The 19,046-nt window shown below is 72.3% G+C and carries 17 protein-coding genes; 10 read left to right on the forward strand and 7 right to left on the reverse strand.

Annotated features, from left to right (window positions below; translation table 11 throughout):
* Nucleotides 1–21 precede the first annotated feature (21 nt).
* Nucleotides 22–975: an RluA family pseudouridine synthase gene (locus ACF09J_RS15875; RefSeq protein ID WP_392306003.1), complete on the reverse strand. Its 954-nt coding sequence runs from the start codon at nt 973–975 to the stop codon at nt 22–24.
* 79 nt (nt 976–1,054) lie between these two features.
* Here ACF09J_RS15875 and ACF09J_RS15880 point away from each other — a divergent pair, with 79 nt between their 5' ends.
* The 4 genes from ACF09J_RS15880 (at nt 1,055) to ACF09J_RS15895 (ending at nt 4,384) form a co-directional block, all read left to right on the forward strand.
* On the forward strand, nt 1,055–1,636 hold the full coding sequence (locus tag ACF09J_RS15880) for a GNAT family N-acetyltransferase (RefSeq protein ID WP_392306004.1): 582 nt from the start codon (nt 1,055–1,057) through the stop codon (nt 1,634–1,636).
* A 102-nt stretch (nt 1,637–1,738) separates the two neighbouring features.
* Nucleotides 1,739–2,386, forward strand: a complete 648-nt coding sequence (locus tag ACF09J_RS15885) for a PadR family transcriptional regulator (RefSeq protein WP_392306005.1) — start codon at nt 1,739–1,741, stop codon at nt 2,384–2,386.
* Nucleotides 2,387–2,582: 196 nt separating this feature from the next.
* Nucleotides 2,583–3,611 (forward strand): ATP-binding cassette domain-containing protein, encoded by a 1,029-nt coding sequence (locus ACF09J_RS15890; protein WP_392306006.1) that lies wholly within the window; start codon nt 2,583–2,585, stop codon nt 3,609–3,611.
* Entirely contained in the window at nt 3,608–4,384 is a 777-nt protein-coding gene (locus ACF09J_RS15895; protein WP_392306007.1) for an ABC transporter permease, read from the forward strand. Before ACF09J_RS15890 ends, ACF09J_RS15895 begins: the two co-directional genes overlap by 4 nt.
* Before the next feature lie 56 nt (nt 4,385–4,440).
* Here the strand turns inward: ACF09J_RS15895 and ACF09J_RS15900 are convergent, their stop codons facing one another.
* Together ACF09J_RS15900 and ACF09J_RS15905 are read right to left on the reverse strand one after the other, a co-directional pair.
* Nucleotides 4,441–5,286, reverse strand: a complete 846-nt coding sequence (locus ACF09J_RS15900) for a siderophore-interacting protein (RefSeq protein ID WP_392306008.1) — start codon at nt 5,284–5,286, stop codon at nt 4,441–4,443.
* Nucleotides 5,287–5,386: 100 nt separating this feature from the next.
* Nucleotides 5,387–6,316 carry a 5'-3' exonuclease H3TH domain-containing protein gene (locus tag ACF09J_RS15905; protein ID WP_392306199.1) on the reverse strand — a complete coding sequence of 310 codons (930 nt, stop codon included), beginning with the start codon at nt 6,314–6,316 and terminating at the stop codon, nt 5,387–5,389.
* A 204-nt stretch (nt 6,317–6,520) separates the two neighbouring features.
* Between ACF09J_RS15905 and ACF09J_RS15910 the strand changes: the two genes are divergently transcribed.
* From ACF09J_RS15910 to ACF09J_RS15925, 4 genes are all read left to right on the forward strand, one after another.
* Nucleotides 6,521–7,609 carry a glycine betaine/L-proline ABC transporter ATP-binding protein gene (locus ACF09J_RS15910; protein WP_392306009.1) on the forward strand — a complete coding sequence of 363 codons (1,089 nt, stop codon included), beginning with the start codon at nt 6,521–6,523 and terminating at the stop codon, nt 7,607–7,609.
* The gene (locus ACF09J_RS15915) at nt 7,602–10,217 is read left to right on the forward strand and encodes an ABC transporter permease/substrate binding protein (protein ID WP_392306010.1); all 2,616 of its coding nucleotides are present in this window, start codon (nt 7,602–7,604) and stop codon (nt 10,215–10,217) included. Before ACF09J_RS15910 ends, ACF09J_RS15915 begins: the two co-directional genes overlap by 8 nt.
* Nucleotides 10,218–10,509: 292 nt before the next feature.
* Entirely contained in the window at nt 10,510–11,076 is a 567-nt protein-coding gene (locus ACF09J_RS15920) for a helix-turn-helix domain-containing protein (protein WP_100567780.1), read from the forward strand.
* Nucleotides 11,076–11,795: a helical backbone metal receptor gene (locus ACF09J_RS15925; protein ID WP_392306011.1), complete on the forward strand. Its 720-nt coding sequence runs from the start codon at nt 11,076–11,078 to the stop codon at nt 11,793–11,795. Before ACF09J_RS15920 ends, ACF09J_RS15925 begins: the two co-directional genes overlap by 1 nt.
* Here ACF09J_RS15925 and ACF09J_RS15930 read toward each other — a convergent pair.
* On the reverse strand, nt 11,707–12,879 hold the full coding sequence (locus tag ACF09J_RS15930) for a TDT family transporter (RefSeq protein ID WP_392306012.1): 1,173 nt from the start codon (nt 12,877–12,879) through the stop codon (nt 11,707–11,709). The genes ACF09J_RS15925 and ACF09J_RS15930 overlap by 89 nt on opposite strands.
* A 70-nt stretch (nt 12,880–12,949) precedes the next feature.
* Here ACF09J_RS15930 and ACF09J_RS15935 point away from each other — a divergent pair, with 70 nt between their 5' ends.
* On the forward strand, nt 12,950–13,909 hold the full coding sequence (locus tag ACF09J_RS15935; protein WP_392306013.1) for a LysR family transcriptional regulator: 960 nt from the start codon (nt 12,950–12,952) through the stop codon (nt 13,907–13,909).
* A gap of 87 nt (nt 13,910–13,996) precedes the next feature.
* On the opposite strand, the gene ACF09J_RS15940 is transcribed toward ACF09J_RS15935, so the two are convergent.
* The 3 genes from ACF09J_RS15940 to ACF09J_RS15950 are packed head-to-tail and all read right to left on the reverse strand — an operon-like array spanning nt 13,997 to nt 18,204.
* Complete coding sequence (locus ACF09J_RS15940; protein WP_392306014.1) at nt 13,997–15,106, reverse strand: C45 family autoproteolytic acyltransferase/hydolase; 1,110 nt, start codon at nt 15,104–15,106, stop codon at nt 13,997–13,999.
* On the reverse strand, nt 15,103–16,731 hold the full coding sequence (locus tag ACF09J_RS15945; RefSeq protein WP_392306015.1) for an amidohydrolase: 1,629 nt from the start codon (nt 16,729–16,731) through the stop codon (nt 15,103–15,105). The genes ACF09J_RS15940 and ACF09J_RS15945 overlap by 4 nt, the downstream gene beginning before the upstream one ends.
* Before the next feature lie 9 nt (nt 16,732–16,740).
* On the reverse strand, nt 16,741–18,204 hold the full coding sequence (locus ACF09J_RS15950; RefSeq protein ID WP_392306016.1) for a purine-cytosine permease family protein: 1,464 nt from the start codon (nt 18,202–18,204) through the stop codon (nt 16,741–16,743).
* 139 nt (nt 18,205–18,343) lie between these two features.
* Here ACF09J_RS15950 and ACF09J_RS15955 point away from each other — a divergent pair, with 139 nt between their 5' ends.
* Complete coding sequence (locus ACF09J_RS15955; RefSeq protein ID WP_392306017.1) at nt 18,344–18,976, forward strand: TetR/AcrR family transcriptional regulator; 633 nt, start codon at nt 18,344–18,346, stop codon at nt 18,974–18,976.
* The last annotated feature ends 70 nt before the right edge of the window (nt 18,977–19,046 follow it).

Raw genomic sequence — 19,046 nt, forward strand, 5'->3', positions numbered from 1 at the left:
CCTCCTGCGGTGGTGGCGCGGTTACTGACGTCCCGTCCACCCCGCGGGGTCGGACCAGGCCCGAAGCACCCGCCCGCTGGTGAACCGGTGCTCCGCCCCCGTGACCGGATCCGTGAACTCCAGCGTCCGCGCGAGCAGTTGCAGCGGACGCCGGAAGTCACCGGCGGGCACGGGGTCGGTCACCACCGGGTAGAGCGGATCGCCCAGGATCGGCACGCCCAGCGCGTTCATGTGCACCCGCAACTGGTGCGTCTGCCCGGTGGCGGGCACCAGCCGGTACCGACCCAGCCCGTCCGCGCGGTGCTCGGCGAGCTCCACGCGCGTGACGGCGTTCGGCTCGCCCGCGACCTCGCGGGCGGCCTGGACCCCGCGCTCCTTCAGGATCCGGCTGCGCACGGTCCGCGGCAGGACCAGCGCCGGGTCGTACGGTGCCACCGCCACGTACTCCTTGCGCACCACGCGGTCGCGGAACAGCGCCTGGTAGGCGCCGCGTTCCTCCGGCCGCACGGTGAACAGCACCAGCCCGGCGGTGAGCCGGTCCAGGCGGTGCGCGGCGCCCAGCGTGGGGATCCCCAGCTCCCGCCGCAGCCGTGCCAGCGCCGTCTCGGTGACGTGCGAGCCGCGCGGGGTGGTGGCCAGGAAGTGCGGTTTGTCGACGACGACGAAGTGCTCGTCGCGGTGCACGACCCGGAGCGGGAACGGCACCGGCACCTCCTCGGGCAGCTCCCTGTGGAACCACACGTACATCCCGGGCTCGTACGGCGCGTCGGTCGCCACCGCCCGCCCGTCGGCCCCGACGACCAGGCCCGCGTCGACCATGGCCCCGACCACCCCGGGCCCGGCCCCCGACAGCCGCTCCACCAGATACGCCCGCACGGTGGTCCAGGACCCCGCCGCGGGCAGCCGCACCCGCACCGGGTCCACCCCGTGGCGCTGCGGCAGGGGAGAGGGCGGGGTACGGGTCTTGCGTCGCATCGAGCGAAAGCCTACGAGGCCGCCCACGGCCCCGGAAAGCCGGTGCGCCGGCGGCCGGCCGGTGGGCAGGATACGGGTCATGCCTCTTCTCATCAGCCCGGTCCTTCCGGCCGGCACCTTCGCGCGCATCGCGCAGCCCACCCTGTCCACCGGCGACGGTCTCCTGCTGCGGCCCTGGACGCCGAAGGACGCGCCCGTCGTCCACGAGGTCTTCCAGGACCCGGTCATGCACCAGTGGCACGCCAGGGCCGCCGAGTCGGAGGCCGAGGCGGCCGGCTGGATCGAGGAGTGGCGTGCCGCCTGGGCGGAGGACCGAGAGGCCCAGTGGGCGGTGGCCGACGCGGACACCGGCCGCCCGGTGGGGCGGGTCGCGCTGCGCGAGGTGCGGTTCGCGGACGGCGTGGCGGAGGTGGCGTACTGGACCGCTCCGGCGGCCCGTGGGCTGGGCGTGGCCTCGCGCGCCACCGCGGCCCTCGTCCACTGGGCGTTCGAGGTCACCGGATTCCACCGTCTCGAGCTTCTGCACTCCGTGCGCAACGAGGCGTCCTGCCGCGTCGCGACCAGGTCCGGCTTCGCCGTGGAGGGCACCAAGCGCGGGTCCGGACTCCACGCGGACGGCTGGCACGACATGCATCTGCACGCCCGCCTCCGGGGGGACTGAGGACGGGGCAGGGTTTCCCAGGCGCGATATATCGCGTGCATTGACGCGAGTGTCGGGTCGCGATATGTTCGTGTCCGGATATTCGGAAGCGAGGTGGTCGGAATGGCCGGCGGGCGCAAGAAGCTGAGCAATCCGCTCGCGCTGACCGTGATGACCACGCTCTGGCAGAAGCCCATGCACCCCTACGAGATCGCGCAGACCCTGCGCCGTCAGGGCAAGGACGCCAGCACGAAGATCAACTACGGCTCGCTCTACACGGTCGTGCAGAGCCTGGAGGAGCGCGGCTTCGTCGAGGTCGTCGACGTCGAGCGCCGGGGCAACCGCCCCGAGCGCACGATCTACGCGCTCACCGGGTCCGGCCGCGAGGAGATGACGCGGTGGCTGTCGGACCTCGTCGCCGTGCCGGCCAAGGAGTACCCGATCTTCGAGACCGCGCTCTCGCTGCTGGGGGCGCTGCCCCCGGACGACGTGGTGCGGCTGCTGGAGGAGCGGCTGACCGCCCTGGAAATGCGGGTGGCGAGCGGACGGGCGGTGCTGGACAAGCTCAACGAGACGCTGCCGCGCCTGTTCCTCGTAGAGGTCGAGTACCACCAGCACATGGCCGAGGCGGAGACGGCGTGGGTCCGCGGCTTCGCCCGCGAGATCCGCGAGGGCTCGCTGCCGGGCGTCGAGGACTGGCGCCGGTTCCACGAGACGGGGGAGATCCCCGCGGAGTTCAAGGAAGCCGAGGAACGCCACTACCAGAAGTGAACTCGTCATGAGACAGACCCCGGCAGGGCTGTTGCAGCAGTCCCGCCGGGGTCTCGAACCCCGAAGCCGGATCCACCGTGAGGCTTCTCCGGGCGATCGAGGTGCGGCACACCCAGGATAGCCCGGCGCTCTCACGTGGATCATTCGGCGAATTCCGCCACCCATCCACGCACCACTCATCCAGGAGAGCTCCGCCATGAGTCCCACCCGGGCACCCGCCGTCGAGGCGCGCAGACTGACCAAGACCTATTCCGGCGACGTCACCGCCCTGAACGGCATGGACATCACCGTCGAGCCGGGCACCGTCTTCGGTCTCCTCGGCCCGAACGGCGCCGGCAAGTCCACCACCGTCAAGATCCTCACCACCCTGGCCCGCCCCGACTCCGGCGAGGCGACCGTGGCAGGCCACGACGTGCTGCGCTACCCGGACCGGGTGCGGCGCGCCATCGGCGTGGTCGCGCAGAACTCCGGCGCCGACCCGGTCGCCACCGGCCGCGAGAACCTCCGGCTCCAGGGCAGGCTCTACGGCCTGAAGGGCGCGGGCCTGGACCGGCGGGTCGAGGAGCTGCTGGAGCGGTTCAGCCTCGCCGACGCCGCCCGCCGCCCGGTCAAGGGCTACTCCGGCGGTATGCGGCGGCGTCTGGACGTCGCCCTCGGACTGGTGCACCGGCCCGAGGTGCTCTTCCTCGACGAGCCCACCACCGGCCTCGACCCGGAGGCCCGTACGGCGATGTGGGACGAGATCGGCCGCCTGGCCGGCGAGGAGGGCCTGACCATCCTGCTCACCACGCACTACCTGGAGGAGGCCGACCGGCTCGCCGAGCGCATCGCCATCGTCGACCGCGGCCGGGTCGTCGTCGAGGGCACCCCGGACTCCCTCAAGGGCGAACTGCGCGGCGACGCGGTCCACGTGGAACTGCGCGAGCCGGTCGGCGAGGCCGGGCGCACGCTGCTCGCCGCCACCCTGGGCGCCCTGCCCGGCGTGCACGAGATACTGATCGACGGGCGCCGGATCAGCGCCCGCGCCGACGACGGAGCCGCCGCGATGCCCGCGCTCCTCGCCGGCCTCGAGCGCGCCGGGGTCACCGTGACCGCGGCGACCGTGGCCCGCCCCTCCCTCGACGACGTCTACCTCCGCTACGCGGGCCGCCGTTACGCCGAGGCGGAGGCCGGGAGCGGAGCCGTCGGCAGCGAGGCCCTCGCCCTCGCCGGAGGTGCCCGATGAGCACCGCGATCTCCCAGACCTGGTACATGACCCAGCGTCAGATGACGGTGTTCGCGCGCCAGCCGGCCTACGCGGTCATCACTCTGATCCAGCCGGTGATCTGGCTGTTCCTGTTCGGCAACCTCTTCAGGAAGGTCGTCGAGCTCGGCGGCTTCGGCACCACCTCGTACCTGGACTACCTGGTGCCGGGCGTGGTGGTGATGAGCGCGCTCAGCTCCAACATGTGGGCCGGCATGGGCACGCTGGAGGAGATCCAGCGCGGCACCCTCAACCGGTTCCTGACCACCCCGGTCAGCCGTGCCGCCCTGATGAACGGCAACGTGGTCCACAACGGACTGGTCACCGCACTCCAGTCGGTCGTCATCGTGCTGCTCGGCCTGCTGGGCGGGGCTGACTACCCCGGAGGCGCCGTCGGCGTCCTGATCCTGGTGCTCGCCTCGGTGCTGCTCGGCACGGTCTTCGGGGCGCTGTCCAACGCGCTCGGCATGCTGGTGCAGGAGCGGGAGTCCATCATCGGCATCAACACCTTCCTGCTGCTGCCGCTGACGTTCCTGTCCTCCGCCTTCATGGCCCCCGCGCAGATGCCCGGCTGGATGCGCCACATCGCCGACTTCAACCCGCTCAACTGGGCGATGGTGGCGGGCCGTTCCGCGATGTCCGCGCAGCCCGACTGGAGCGTCGTGGCGAGCCGGGGCGGTGCGCTGCTGGCCCTCGCGGTGGCCGCGGTATGGCTGTCGATACGGACGTTCCGCTCCTACCAGCGGTCGGTCTGAGCCACGCGAAAGCGGCGGCGGTACCGACCCGGTACCGCCGCCGCTTCGTGCGTGACTCAGGCGACCGGCGCCGCACCCTCCTGCTCCGCCTCGACCCGGGCGTTCCACTCCCGCTTGGAGGCCTGCCAGCCGTCCTCGTCGTGGCCGAGCCGCCAGTAGCCGGAGATCGACAGGTCCTCGCGGGGCACGTTGTGCTCCACCCGCAGCAGCCGGCGCAGCTCCTTCACGAACCCGGCCTCGCCGTGCACGAACGCGTGCACCCGGCCCTCGGGGAACGGCAGCGCCCGTACGGCCTCCACCAGCGCCCGGCCGACGGGCCGCTCGCCGCGGTGCAGCCAGACCACCTCCACATCGGAGTCGATCTTCTGCTCCTCCTCGGGGCCCGCGACCTCGATGAAGGCGTGGGCCGTCGCGCCCTCGGGCAGGGCCTCCAGGGAGCGGGCGATCGCCGGCAGGGCGCTCTCGTCACCGGCCAGCAGATGCCAGTCGGCGCTCGCGTCCGGGGCGTAGGCGCCGCCGGGACCCATGAAGTGCACGGTCTCGCCCGGTCGTGCCAGCAGCGACCAGGGCCCGGCCAGCCCCTCGTCGCCGTGGATGACGAAGTCCAGGGTCAGCTCGCGGTGGCCGGGGTCCCAGAAGCGCACCGTGTACGTCCGGGTCACCGGCCACTGCTCGCGTGGCAGCTCCTCGCGGATCCGCTGAAGATCGAAGGGCCCGGGGTAGGTGACGCCGTCGGGTGGGAACAGCAGCTTGACGTAGTGGTCCGTGCAGCTGTCCGCCGAGAAGTCCGCCAGGCCGTCCCCGCCGAGCACCACGCGCTGCATGTGCGGGGTCAGCCGTTCGGTCCGGACGACCTGCGCGGAGTGGGCCCTGCGCTGCTTGCGCGCCGGACGATCTGCCATGACGGCCTCCCAGTTCCCCTTGCTTAGGTTTACCTAAGCTAACACCTCGCCCCGGTGAGTTCCTCTCCCGTCCGGGCCGCGGCGACGCGCGCCGCGGCCGTCACGCCCCCAGCGTGGCGAGCAGCCGCTGAAGAGAACCTCCCAGACCCCAGCGGGCCGCCAGCTCCTCCAGCGCGGCCGGGTCGCGCGGGGCGTGCGGCAGCGCCGTGTCCACGTCCGGCAGCGGGACGTCAGCGGCGACCCGCACGACCTTCGGCGCCACCGCGAGATACGGCCGCGCCTCGTCGAGCCGCCTGCGCTGCGACGGGGTGAGCTTCGCCTTCGGATCGTCGACGGCCGCCATGATCCCGGCCAGATCGCCGAACTCGGCGAGCAGCCTGGCCGCCGTCTTCTCCCCGATGCCGGGCACGCCCGGCAGTCCGTCGCTCGGATCGCCCCGCAGCAGCGCCAGATCCGCGTACCCCGGGCCGTCGACCCCATACTTCTCCCGCAGCGCCGCCTCGTCGGTGGCCTGAAGCGTGCCGACACCCTTGACCGGGTACAGCACACGGACCCCTCGGGCGTCGTCCACCAGTTGGTACAGGTCCCGGTCGCCGGTGACGATGTCGACCGGGCCGCTCGCACGCGCGGTGAACGTGCCGATCACGTCGTCCGCCTCGTACCCCGCCACGCCCACGCGGGCGATGCCCACCGCGTCCAGGACCGACTCGATCACCGGGACCTGCGGGGACAGCGTGTCCGGCACCTCCTCCTCGTCCGGACCGCCGGTGTGCTCCACGGCCACCCGGTGCGCCTTGTAGGAGGGGATCAGCTCCACCCGCCAGGCCGGCCGCCAGTCCGCGTCCATGCAGGCCACCAGGCGGTCGGGCCGGTGGTCCTTGACCAGCCGGTCGATGAAGTCGAGCAGACCGCGCACGGCGTTCACCGGCGTGCCGTCCGGGGCCCTGATCGACTCGGGGACGCCGAAGTAGGCGCGGAAGTACAGGGAGGCGCTGTCGAGGAGCATCAGTCGTCCGGTCACGTCTCGCATCATGCCGTACGGCACCGACAGCCACCGGACGGGCGGAAACCGTGAATTCCTGGTGGACGCTGGGCGAGGGCATTGTGAACCAGGCCACGTTTGGTTTGAGTCAAAAGGGTCTGGGCAGGCGCGCCTCGGATCAAAGTTGGTTGCTTTCTTCAACTGTTGGCGGCCCTCTGCGTCCTGTCCCTGGCCCCGAGACAAGAGGTACGCGTGTCTTCAAGACTTCAGGCCCAGCACCTGTTCAAGGTGTTCGGCCGACGACCGGACAAGGCAGTGGAAAAGCTACGGCAGGGTGCCGACCGCGAGGATCTGCGCGCCGGCGGCACCACCGCCGCCGTCATCGACGCCTCCTTCAGCGTCGATCCCGGCCAGATCTTCGTCGTCATGGGCCTGTCCGGTTCCGGCAAGTCCACGCTCCTGCGGATGCTCAACGGGCTGCTGGAGCCGACCGCGGGCACCGTCAGTTTCGACGGCCAGGACCTGACCGCGCTCAGCGACCGCGAGCTGCGCGAGGTCCGCTCCAGGAAGATCAGCATGGTCTTCCAGCACTTCGCGCTGTTCCCGCACCGCAGCGTCCGCGAGAACGCCGCCTACGGTCTGGAAGTGCAGGGCGTGCCCCGCGCCGAGCGCGAACGCCGCGCCGACGAGGCGCTCGCCCTGTGTGGTCTGGCCGGCTGGGAGTCCTCCTGGCCCGACGAGCTCTCCGGCGGCATGCAGCAGCGGGTGGGCCTGGCCCGCGCCCTGGCCACCGACGCCGACCTGCTGCTGATGGACGAGTCGTTCAGCGCCCTCGACCCGCTGATCCGGCGCGACATGCAGGACCAGCTGCTCCAGCTCCAGAAGACGCTCAAGAAGACGATCGTCTTCATCACCCACGACCTCAACGAGGCCATGCGCCTGGGCGACCGGATCGCCGTCATGCGCGACGGCCGCATCGTGCAGACCGGCACCGCCGAGGACATCCTGCTGCGCCCCGCCGACGACTACGTCGCCTCCTTCACCCAGGACGTCGACCGGTCCCGGGTGCTGACCGCGGAGTCGGTCATGGACCGCGAGGTGCGCGGTGACGAGGCGGACTGCGGCTGCGACACCGCGACCCCGCACACCCCGTTCACCGAGCTGTGCGCCATCAGCGCCCGCGTGCCCCACCCGGTCGCCGTGCTGGACGAGCACCACGACCTCGTCGGCATCGTCCCGCGCCGGCGTCTCGTCGGCTTCCTGGGCGACGAGCAGAGCACCCAGGTGAGCTGCGACGCGCCACGGGACAAGGGCGGCGACAAGGCGGTGGCCCGTGCCTAGGATCCCGCTCGGCGACTGGGTCAACTCCGCGGTCGACTGGCTGCTCGGCCACATGTCCTGGCTCTTCGACTTCTTCAAGGCCGTCTTCACCGGCACCTACGACGGCATCAACGCCGTCCTCCAGGCGCCGCACCCGCTGCTGCTCGCGGGCATCTTCGCCGTGCTCGCCTGGTGGCTGCGCGGGTCCCTCGCCGGAGTGCTCACCTTCGTGGGGTTCGCGTTCATCGACTCCATGGAACTGTGGTCGGACGCGATGGTGACCCTGTCGCTGGTCCTCGTCGCCACGATCATCGCGCTGGTCGTCTCGGTGCCGGTAGGCATCTGGGCGGCCCGCTCGGACCGGGTCAGCGCCGTCGTCCGGCCGGTCCTGGACTTCATGCAGACGCTGCCCGCGATGATCTACCTCATCCCGGCCATCCTCTTCTTCGGCACCGGCGCCTCCGCGGGCATCGTCGCCACCCTGATCTTCGCCCTCGCGCCCGGCGTGCGCATGACCGAGCTGGGCATCCGCCAGGTCGACAAGGAACTGGTCGAGGCGGCCGAGGCGTTCGGCACCACGCCCCGCAACACGCTGCTGCGCGTCCAGCTGCCGCTGGCGCTGCCCACCGTGATGGCCGGCGTCAACCAGGTGATCATGCTCGGCCTGTCCATGGCCGCGATCGCCGGCATGGTCGGCACCGGCGGCCTCGGCGGCGACGTCAACGAGGCCATCGGCCAGCTCAACGTCGGCCTCGGTTCCGAGTCCGGCATCGCCATCGTGATCCTCGCGATCTACCTCGACCGCATGACCAGCGCCCTGGGCACCGAGGTCTCGCCGCTCGGCCGGCGCGCCGCCGCCAAGGCGCGGGCCGCCAAGGGCCTGAAGATCTGGTCCTACCGGCCGCAGCCGCAGGTCGCCGTGATCGGCGTGGTGGTCCTCGCCCTGGTCGCGGGCGGCATGGGCCTCTTCGCGGGCGGCGGCAGTGCCACGGCCGCCGGCGACGACGGCGACGTCGGCCACGGCAAGAAGATCACCATCGGATACATCCCGTGGGACGAGGGCGTCGCGTCCACCTTCCTGTGGAAGGAGATCCTCGAACAGCGCGGCTACCAGGTCGAGGCCCGCCAGTTCGACGCCGGACCGCTCTACACCGCGCTCGCCCAGGGCAACGTCGACTTCGAGACGGACTCCTGGCTGCCCACGACCCACGCCCAGTACTGGAAGAAGTACGGCAGCAAGCTCGACGACCTCGGCTCCTGGTACGGGCCGACGTCCCTGGAGCTGACCGTCCCCTCGTACATGAAGGACGTGAACTCGCTCGAGGACCTCAAGGGCAAGGCGTCCACCTTCGGCGGGAAGATCACCGGCATCGAGTCGAGCGCCGGCATGATGGGCCTGCTCAAGAGCAAGGTCCTCAAGGACTACGGCCTGGACAAGGAGTACAAGGTCGTCGACAGCTCCACGCCCGCCATGCTGGCCGAGCTGAAGCGCGCCTACAGCAAGAAGGAACCGATCGTCGTCACGCTCTGGTCGCCGCACTGGGCGTACAGCGACTTCGACCTGAAGAAGCTGAAGGACCCCAAGGGCTCCTGGGGCAAGGGCGACGGCGTGCACACGCTGGCCCGCAAGGGCTTCGCGAACGACGACCCGGTCGTCGGCGACTGGCTGAAGAACTTCAAGCTGACCGAGGAGCAGCTCACCAGTCTCGAGGCCGAGATCAACAAGGCGGGCAAGGGCCGCCAGCAGGACGCCGTCCGCGCCTGGCTGAAGGACAACGCGGGCGTCGTCGACAAGCTCGCCCCGCTGCCCGGCGGCTCCGACGCCAAGCCGGCCGAGGCCAAGCGCACCCTCAACGTCGCCTGGTTCCCCTGGGACGAGGACATCGCCGTCACCCACCTGTGGAAGAACGTCCTGGAGCGCCGCGGCTACCGGATGAACATGAAGCAGATGGACGTGGGCCCGGTCTACACCGGCCTGGCCGGCGGTGACATCGACCTCAACTTCGACGCCTGGCTGCCCTACGCCCAGAAGAACTACTGGGACAAGAGCAAGGACAGACTCAGGGACCTCGGCACCTGGTACGAGCCGACCTCCCTGGAGATCGCCGTGCCGTCCTACGTCAAGGACGTGAAGTCCCTGGAGGACCTCAAGGGCAAGGCGTCCACCTTCGGCGGGAAGATCATCGGCATCGAGCCGGGCACCGGCGAGATGGACCTGCTGAAGACCAAGGTCCTGCCCGGCTACGGCCTGGACAAGGAGTACAAGGTCGTCGACGGCTCCACGCCCGCGATGCTCGCCGAGCTCAAGCGCGCGTACGCCAAGAAGCAGCCCGTGGCCGTCGTGCTGTGGTCGCCGCACTGGGCGTACAGCCGCTACGACCTCACCAAGCTCGCCGACGACAAGAAGCTCTTCGGCGAGGGCAACACGGTGCGCACCATCTCCAGCGCCAAGTTCCCCGAGCAGTACCCGCAGCTCACCAAGTGGATCAAGAACTTCAGGATGAGCGAGGACGAGCTCGGCAGCCTGGAGAGCGAGATCAACCAGCGCGGTCAGGGCCACGAGGACGAGGCCGTCACGGCCTGGCTGAAGCAGCACCCCGACGTCCCGGCGCGGATGACCCCGCAGTAGCCGCCGCTCCGGACACCGCCGACGGGGCGGGCCGCCCCGCATCGCCCGCGATGCGGGGGACGGGCCCGCCCCGCAGGCTTGTCCACAGGAGGAATCCGGCCAACCACGCAGAGCCACCCCCACGCACCCCGGGCCCGCGCGATCCTTACAGGGACGCGACGGCGACAGGAAACTGTTTGCCGGACATGCGTAGGGTGCAGAGAACTCATCAGAAGGAGTGCGCCCGGAACCGGGCCGCCGGGCAGCGGCCCCACGAACAGCGGACCGACGAGCGAAGGAGGGAGCCGGAGCGATGGGCGACAACAAAGAGCGGCCCCTCCGGGTGGGCGCGGCCGTCCGGCGGCGCCGCCGGGCGCTGGGGCTCACCCTCGCCGTGGTGGCCGACCGCAGCGGTCTGTCGGTCCCCTTCCTGAGCCAGATCGAGAACGACCGGGCCCGGCCCAGCCAGACCTCCCTGGAGAAGGTCGCCGACGCGCTGCGCACCACCGCCGTGGAGCTGCTGGCGGCGGCCGACCCGGCGTGCAGCGTCGACGTGGTACGCGCCGAGGTCACCGAGCTGGAACCCGAACCCCGGGTGCGCTCCCTGGTGCGCGGCCACCACCAGCTCCACGCCTCGGAGTTCACCGGCGACCACGACGCCGGCCGCGAATTCCAGCACCGCAACGACGAGTTGATGTACGTCGCCGACGGAGCGGTGGAGATCGAGGCGGAGGGGCGCGCCTACCGGCTGGTGCGCGGCGACACGATGTACCTCACCGGCGGGGTCCGGCACCGCTGGCGGGCGACCGTGCCCGACACCCGGGTGATCGTGGTCGCGGTCGCGGAGCACATCGAGGCCGTGCAGGACCGGTCGCGCTGATGCGGGTCGTCTCGCTGGTTCCCTCCCTCACCGAGGCGGTGGCCGTGTCCCTGCCCGGCGTGCTCGTCGGCGCCACCGACTGGTGCACCCGTCCCGCGGACCTCGAGGTGACCCGCGTCGGCGGCACCAAGAACCCCAAGGTCGACCGGATCGCCGCCCTCGCCCCCGATCTGGTGATCGCCAACGAGGAGGAGAACCGGAAGCCGGACCTCGACGCCCTGCGCGCGGCGGGCCTGGAGGTCCTGGTGACCGAGATCAGGGACCTGCCGCAGGCGTTCCGCGAACTGGCCCGGGTGCTGAGCGCGTGCGGCGGGACCGGCCCCCCGCGGTGGCTGGACGAGGCGGAGGCGGCCTGGTCCTCGACGCCCGTGCCCCCGCACCGTACGACGGCCGTCGTGCCGATCTGGCGGCGGCCCTGGATGGTGCTGGGCCGGGACACTTTCGCGGGCGACGTCCTGGCCCGCCTGGGCGTCGACCACCTCCACGCCGGGCACGCCGAGCGCTATCCGCGCGTCCCGCTGGAGGAGCTGCGCGCCGCGGCCCCGGACGTCGTCGTACTGCCGGACGAGCCGTACCGCTTCACCGCCGACGACGGTCCCGAGGCCTTCCCCGGACTGCCCTGCGCGCTGGTCAGCGGGCGGCACCTGACGTGGTACGGGCCGTCGCTGGCGCGGGCGCCACGGGTGCTGGGCGAGGCGCTGCGAGCAGCGCGCCGCTGATCAGCCCGCGGGCGGTGTGCACGCCCGCCGCGGCCCAGGCGGTCACCAGGACGGCGTACAGGCCGACCGCGAGCCCGCTGAAGGCGGCGAGGTGGGTGTGCCGGGCGAGGGCCGCGGCGCCGGTGACGCAGGTGCCCACCGGGAAGGTGAACGACCACCAGGTCATGGCGAAGCCCATGCCCTGGCGGGCGGCGCGCACCACCTGGGCGGCGGCCAGGGCGAACCACATCAGCGCGAAGCCCATCACCGGGACGCCGTACAGGACGGCGAGCACGCCGAATCCGCCGGCGTACGGGGCCGGCACGACACCGGGCGCGATGTCCGCGAACGCGCCGACGGCGGTCGTGGACTGCCCGAGCGGGCCGAGGACCAGGAACAGCGTCGGGGTCAGCGCGAGCGGCAGCGGACCCGCCGTGACCAGCCGGCCGAAGATCACCGGCAGGACGATCAGGGTCGCGAGCAGGCTGAGCCCGAACATCGCCACGCACGCCAGGAGCAGGGTGGCCCGCGCCTGCCCGTTCGGCAGATGCGGCACGAGGGCGGGGCCCAGGGCGGCGGACACCATCGGCGCGACCAGCGGCAGCAGCCACACCGGTGTCGCCTGGTGCGGCTCGATCCGGTGGTGCACGACCATCAGGTACGGCACGGCGACGGCGGCCGCGAGTCCGACGGCCGTACCGGCGGTGAACAGCACGGTGTCCAGGGCGATCGCGGCGGGGATGCCGATCCAGTCCCGTCCGACGGACAGGGCGCCGCCGCCCACGGCCAGCAGGGCCATGGACAGACAGCCGTAGAACGGCGCAGCCGCCGCGTCCAGCAGATGGGCGCGGGCCTGGTCGCGGTGGTGGATCCAGTGCAGGGTGCGGGCGGTCAGCAGGACCAGGAGCCACACGAGGGAGAGGGCCCACACGGCGGTGCACACGGTACGCAGTCCGGGGATGTGCGGCGGCAGCGCGGCGCCCGCCGTGCCGACGGCGGCGGTGCCCATGACGGAGGCGTACCAGTTGGGGCCCAGATGGCGGAGGGCGGGGACGCGGGGCCGGGGTGCGGCCTGCCGGGGCAGGGAGTGGGCTGCGGTGACCATGACTCAAGGTTTTCCCGGTCCATACGCTCCCACCAGGGGGTTTGTGTCTATCACGACATAAGCTGGGCTTATGAGGAGCACCGAGAGCACCCAGAGGCACGAGGCGGACGCAGGAGCCGGCGCGGGCCGGCGGCCGGGGACCTCGCTGGCGCACCGGGTGCCCGACCTGGGGGCGCTGGAACTGCTGCTGGCGGTGGCGCGGCTGGGGAGCCTCGGCGGGGCGGCCCGGGAGCTGGGCATCACCCAGCCGGCGGCGAGCAGCCGGATCCGTTCCATGGAGCGGCAGCTCGGCGTGGCGCTGGTGGACCGCTCGCCGCGCGGATCGCGGCTGACGGACGCCGGAGCCCTGGTCACCGACTGGGCGCGGCGGGTCGTGGAGGCGGCGGAGGCCTTCGACGCGGGTGCGCAGGCGCTGCGGGACCGGCGGGACTCGCGGCTGCGGGTGGCGGCGAGCATGACGATCGCGGAGTACCTGCTGCCGGGTTGGCTGATCGCGCTGCGCGCCCGGCGGCCGGACACGGCGGTGTCCCTGCTCGCCGGGAACTCGGCGGTGGTGGCGGAGCGGCTGCTGGGGGGCGAGGCGGACCTCGGTTTCGTGGAGGGGGTGTCGGTGCCGTCCGGTCTCGACTCCGTCGTGATCGGCCACGACCGCCTGCTCGTGGTGACCGCCCCGGCCCACCCGTGGGCCCGGCGCAGGCGTCCGCTGGCCGCGGAGGAGCTGGCCACCACGCCGCTGATCCTGCGCGAGAAGGGCTCCGGCACCCGGCAGGTGCTGGACGCGGCGCTGGGCGGCCTGGCCCGCCCGCTGATCGAGCTGTCCTCCACGACGGCGGTGAAGGCCTCCGCGGTGAGCGGAGCGGGACCGGCGGTGCTCAGCGAACTCGCGGTGGGGGAGGAACTGTCCCTGCGCCGCCTCGTCCCCGTCCCCGTCGCCGACGTCACCCTCGAACGCGACCTGCGGGCAGTCTGGCCCACCGGTCACCGCCCAGCGGGCCCGGCCCGCGAACTGCTGTCGCTGACGCGGTCGTAAGGGGTCCGGGCGACGGACGATGCCGGGGCCGGGACGGGTCAGGAACCCCGCGTGTGCGGGGAGTCGGGCGTCGCCGCCGGAACCAGGTCAGGCCGGTCGGGCGTGCAGCGAGCGCCACGGTCGGGTCGTGTGCTCGGCGGGTGTGCCGTCGAGGACCTGCGCGGTGCGGGAGGCCGGGTCGAGGACGACGGTGGCCAGGCTCGCCCAGCGGCCGCCCGCAGGACCGTCCATGTCGGGCACGCAGGTCACCGGGGGCTCCCCGGGTCCGGTCACCAGCCGCTGGACCAGTTCCCCGGCCTGTTCGACGGGGTCGCGCGCGAGCCGGTCGCGGAGGAAGGCGTACCGCTCGCCGGAGTCCGGCTGGTAGAGCCGGCTCTTCTCGTGCCGGGAGGGGACGGCGGTGAGGAAGTGGTTGGTGCGCAGCAGCGTCCCCTCCGCCACCTCGGGCACCTCGAAGACCCCCACCGGGCTGAGGTCGAGAAGAACGGCGCCGCGCTCGTCGAAGAGCGCGAACGATCCGGACGAGCCGAGCGGCGCCTCGCGCAGGATCTCCCGCGCCTGCTCGACGCTGCCGGCCTCCTCCAGGACGAGCGCGGCGAGGACGTGCACCGGGATGCCGCCGACGCCGTCGTCCCGGTGGCCGAGGATGTTGAAGTGCAGCGCGAGTCCGGCACTGTTGACGCCGATCTTGGCGAGGATGCCGTGCTCGGTGATGCCCACGTACCGGTGCGTGCCGCCGCCGGATTCGAGGGTGTGCCACGAGGAGCTGAGCTCGACGTGCCAGTCCCAGGTCTGCACGCCCACGTGGGTGCTGCCCCCGTCGGCCGTCCGCAGTCGCCGCACGATGGTCGAGCACTCACCGGGCGGTACGGCGCTGCCGCGGGCGAGGATCTCGGTGCGCGCGTTGAGCGCGGCCACCTGCCGGGGCTCGACCCCGGCTCCCTCCGCGATGCCCTCGATCTGCTCGCGCAGGGCCGGCCGGAAGGCGCCGATGGTGTCGAGCGCGCGGTCGGCGTCGTCGCGGACCGTGGCGGGCCGGATGCCGGCGAGCGCGAAGAGGCGGTCGTAGGCGTCGAGGGTGCCGGGCAGCCCGTCGGCGAGCCGGAGGCCCCGGAACCGGCCGCGCAGGCGGGGGTCGGCGGCGTCGGCGCGAACGTGCGCGCGGTGGTCGGGGCGGGGATACGGTGCGGAGGTCACGAGGTGCTTTCCTGGGGCGTGTGCTGGAGGACGGAGCCGCCTACGACCGTGGCGAGGACGGGGTTGGCGGTCTGCTGTTCGGGGGTCAGGCCGAGGGGGTCGCGGGCGAACACGGCGAGGTCGGCCAGGTAGCCCGGCGCGATCCGGCCGAGCCGGTCGGCGGCGCCCGCCGCGACGGCCGGGGCGCGGGTCATCCCGGCGTAGGCCTCACGCGCGCTGATCCGCTGGCGGGGCTGCACCGGAGCGGCCGCCGGCTCCTCGACGGGCCGGCGGAGCTGGGCGTCGGCGAGGGCGGTCCGGGGGTCCGCGATGCCGATGGGCCAGTCCGAACCGAGTGCCACCACGGCGCCGTGGTCCAGCAGGTCGCGGGTGCGCCAGCCGTGGGCGACCCGCCGCGGCCCGATGCGGCGGGACCAGTTGTCCTGCTGGTCGGCCCTGGTCATACGGGTTGCGTGGACGGGCTGGAGCCCGGCGACGACGCCGAGCGCGGCGAAGCGGGGCACCAGGTCGTCGGGGATCGACTCGATGTGCTCGATCCGGTGCGGCGCGGACGCGGCGTGGCCGGCCTCCTCGATCACGTCGAGGGCGGTGCGCACCGCGAGGTCGCCGATGGCGTGGGTGGCCGTGGGGATGCCGCGCTCGGTGAAGAACCGTACGGCCTCGCGGTAGCCCTCCACGGCCTTCCACAGCGGCCGGCGGTTCTGGCCGAGGACGTCGGGGTGCTCGAACCAGGCGGAGCCGTTGTCGGCGGTGCCGTCCAGCATGAGCTTGGCGCCCGCGACGTGCCAGCGGCGTCCGGCGAGACCCTGCTGGGCGGCGACGGCCTCCCACACGTCCCGTCCCGAGTCGGCGGGCACGAGCGGTGAGCAGCGCACCCGCAGCGGCAGTTCCCCGTTCCTCTCGATCTCCCGGTAGACGTCCTCGGAGGGCGCGGTGAAGTCGAGCGCGTGCAGGCCGGTGAGGCCGGTCGCGGCGAACTCGCGCAGCCTGTCGGCGACATGGCCGGCCGCGACCGGGAGCGGCACCTCGGGATAGTGGTCCAGGACGAGGTCCATGGCCTGGAGTTCGACGACGAAGCCGGTGGGCCGGCCGTCGGGTCCGACGACGATCTCGGAGGCGTCGTCGAAGGTCTCCGCACCGGTCAGCCCGACCCGGTCGATCACCTCGGTACTGACCACGAGGGAGTGCGCGTCACGGGTCATGAGCGAGATCGGCACGCCGGGGAAGCGCCGCCCCAGCGGGTGGCCGGTGGGCTGCCCGTCGAAGACGTTGACGTCGAGGTCGAATCCGGTCACCCACGCCTCGCGGCCCCGCTCCGCGACGCGGTCCTCGATGCGGGAGAACACCGCGTCGAGCGTGGTCAGACCGCCGAGGTCCAGGCCGCTGCCGACCTCGATCGCCCCCCATACGGGGTGGGCGTGGGCGTCGGTCAGTCCCGGGGTGAGGGTCGCCCCGGGGAAGTCCAGCACGTCGGTGGCGGCGCCCGCCCAGTGGCGCAGGACGTCGTCCCCGCCGACGGCGACGATCCTGCCGTCCTGGACGGCCACCACGGTGTCCGTGGCCGGGCCGGGCGTGGGGTCGAAGTTCTCGATCCGTGCCGCGCGCACGATGAGATCGGCGTTCATGATGGTCTTTCAGCGCTGAGTGGTCGTGGGGGAGGACGTCGAGGGAAAGGTGCCGAAGGCACGGGACAGGACCCGGTAGAGGGCGGCCGAGCCGAGGACGCCGACGGGTATGGCGAGGTTGAGGCCGTCCATGGCCGCGGAGACGGGCCCGGCCCAGAACGTGGAGCCTGCGCACAGCGTCGCCCCGGCGGCGCCGCCCAGGGCTGCGAGCACACCCGCCCAGTTGACGCCTCCGCGGTACCAGAAGGGGCTCGTACGGCTCTGGTCGTGGAGCAGTTCGCCGTCGTAGCGGTTGCGGCGCAGGACGATGTCGGTGGCGTAGACGGTCATGCAGGGGCCGGTGACGATCACGACCAGCTCCATCATGGCGTTGACGGCGGTGAGGAAGTCGAAGACCAGCAGCGCGAACAGCGTCATGGTGGTGCCGATCACGCCGACGACCAGGACGGCGATCATCCGGGGCAGCCGCACGCCGATCGACTGCATGGACAGTCCGGAGCTGTAGGCGGTGAGGCCGTTGTTCGCCACGGTGTTCACCACCACCGCGACGACGAAGACGGGCACGAACCAGTGCGGCATGACGCTCTCCAGCGCCGCCTGCGGATCGTTCATGTCGAGCGTGGTGGCCGCGAGGGCCCCGATCCCCGTGAACACGACGCTCGGCAGGAAGGCGCCGCACGCGGTCCACAGCGTGATGGCCCGCCCGCGGGTGTGCCGCGGCAGGTAGCGGGAGAGGTCGGGGCTGTTGGAGTACGACAGCGGGGCGGAGGCGACGATGGTGAAGCCGGAGGTCAGGACGACGAGGTGAGCGAGTCCTGTGAGCGGCTCGGCGGGCGTGTACGACCAGTTCGTGTGCCCGAGCACCATCACGCTCAGGGCGACGAAGACCAGGGTGAGGACGATGGTCAGCGCCGTGTACAGGCGGACGATCGTCGCGTGCCCGTAGATCGCGACGAGGATGGTGGCGCCGGCGATCACGCAGACCACCACGGCGTCCAGGGCGGGGGAGTCCGGCAGGCCGAGCCGTGCCGTCAGGCCGAGTCCGGCGACGGAGGCCGCCGACCAGTTCAGCGCGAGGTAGAGCGAGGAGATCAGCCAGCCGGTGAGGGCGACGACGGCCTTGTTGCCCACGACGCCGTACATGGCGCGGGAGATGACCGAGCCCGAGGTGCCCGCGGCGGGGCCGCTGACGGCGATGAACCCGGTCAGGAGCCAGAAGAGGTTGCCGGCGACGATGACGGCCAGCGACTCCGCCAGGGACAGCCCCATCAGGACGAGGGTGCCCCCGACGACGAAGCTGAGGTAGCTCACGTTCGGCGCGGCCCAGACGGAGAACAGCTCGCGTGCCGTGCCGTGCCGCTCCGAGTCGGGCACGCAGTCGATGCCACGGCTCTCGACCAGTCCGGCCCGGTCACGTCCGGGGGCGGAGGCGGCCACGTCGGGGCCCGCCGGGGAACGCGGGGAACGCTGCATGGGTGGTTCCTTCGAAGAGACGAAAAGACGGCACTGTCCTCGCCACCGAGGTGTCCGGGGGGTGCGGCCAAAGGCGGAGCAGCATTATTGGTGCCTACACCAATAGACTGTTGGTGCGCAATCCAATAGTGTGCTCGGCATGACGTCAACCCCCCGGGCCACCAGGACGCGCAAAACCGCGGCCGAGCGACGGGCCGAGATCCTGCGGACGGCGGCACGCCTCGCGCTCGAGCGGGGCCTGGAGCGCGTGACGATGCAGCTCGTCGCCGACGAGCTGGGGGTGCGCCCCGGCCTGATCAGCCACTACTTCGCGACCATCGACGACCTGCTGTGCGAGGCGTTCGTGGGCGCGGTCACCCGCGAACGCGAGGCCCTGCTGCCGGAGGCCGAGGCGGAGCTGCCGCCGCCGCGTCGGCTGAGCCGTCTGCTGCACCGCCTCGACGGCGAGGACTTCGTCGACCTCGGCCGGCTCTGGCTCAACGCCCGGCACCTCTCCCGCTACCGCCCGAGCCTCCGGCGCGTCGTCGCCGAGCAGGAGGCGATCATGCGGGACGCGCTGACCGCCGTGATCGAGGACGGTGTGCGCGGGGGCGACTTCACCACCGCCGACGCCCTCGGGGCGTGCGTGGTCATCCTGGTGGCGATCGACGGCCTCGGCTCCTACGCCAACGACGACACACGGTTCACCCATCCCGCGCTCGGCACCCTGCTGTTCACCACGGCGGAGCGCGAACTGGGCCTGGAACCGGGGACGTTGCGCGACGGCGGCTGACGTGAGGGGCCGGGCACCCGGTCGGGGCGTCCCGGCCGGGCGACCACTCGGGGCGCTCGGCCGACGGCCC

The organism is Streptomyces sp. NPDC014889 (genome assembly GCF_043081205.1).
GTDB lineage: Bacteria > Actinomycetota > Actinomycetes > Streptomycetales > Streptomycetaceae > Streptomyces.

Excerpts from the sequence above, each read along its gene's own strand:
- ACF09J_RS15875 (WP_392306003.1), bottom strand. The coding sequence starts at position 975 with ATGCGACGCAAGACCCGTACCCCGCCCTCTCCCCTGCCGCAGCGCCAC.
- ACF09J_RS15880 (WP_392306004.1), top strand. The coding sequence starts at position 1,055 with ATGCCTCTTCTCATCAGCCCGGTCCTTCCGGCCGGCACCTTCGCGCGC.
- ACF09J_RS15885 (WP_392306005.1), top strand. The coding sequence starts at position 1,739 with ATGGCCGGCGGGCGCAAGAAGCTGAGCAATCCGCTCGCGCTGACCGTG.
- ACF09J_RS15890 (WP_392306006.1), top strand. The coding sequence starts at position 2,583 with ATGAGTCCCACCCGGGCACCCGCCGTCGAGGCGCGCAGACTGACCAAG.
- ACF09J_RS15895 (WP_392306007.1), top strand. The coding sequence starts at position 3,608 with ATGAGCACCGCGATCTCCCAGACCTGGTACATGACCCAGCGTCAGATG.
- ACF09J_RS15900 (WP_392306008.1), bottom strand. The coding sequence starts at position 5,286 with ATGGCAGATCGTCCGGCGCGCAAGCAGCGCAGGGCCCACTCCGCGCAG.
- ACF09J_RS15905 (WP_392306199.1), bottom strand. The coding sequence starts at position 6,316 with ATGCGAGACGTGACCGGACGACTGATGCTCCTCGACAGCGCCTCCCTG.
- ACF09J_RS15920 (WP_100567780.1), top strand. The coding sequence starts at position 10,510 with ATGGGCGACAACAAAGAGCGGCCCCTCCGGGTGGGCGCGGCCGTCCGG.
- ACF09J_RS15925 (WP_392306011.1), top strand. The coding sequence starts at position 11,076 with ATGCGGGTCGTCTCGCTGGTTCCCTCCCTCACCGAGGCGGTGGCCGTG.
- ACF09J_RS15930 (WP_392306012.1), bottom strand. The coding sequence starts at position 12,879 with ATGGTCACCGCAGCCCACTCCCTGCCCCGGCAGGCCGCACCCCGGCCC.
- ACF09J_RS15935 (WP_392306013.1), top strand. The coding sequence starts at position 12,950 with ATGAGGAGCACCGAGAGCACCCAGAGGCACGAGGCGGACGCAGGAGCC.
- ACF09J_RS15945 (WP_392306015.1), bottom strand. The coding sequence starts at position 16,731 with ATGAACGCCGATCTCATCGTGCGCGCGGCACGGATCGAGAACTTCGAC.
- ACF09J_RS15950 (WP_392306016.1), bottom strand. The coding sequence starts at position 18,204 with ATGCAGCGTTCCCCGCGTTCCCCGGCGGGCCCCGACGTGGCCGCCTCC.
- ACF09J_RS15955 (WP_392306017.1), top strand. The coding sequence starts at position 18,344 with ATGACGTCAACCCCCCGGGCCACCAGGACGCGCAAAACCGCGGCCGAG.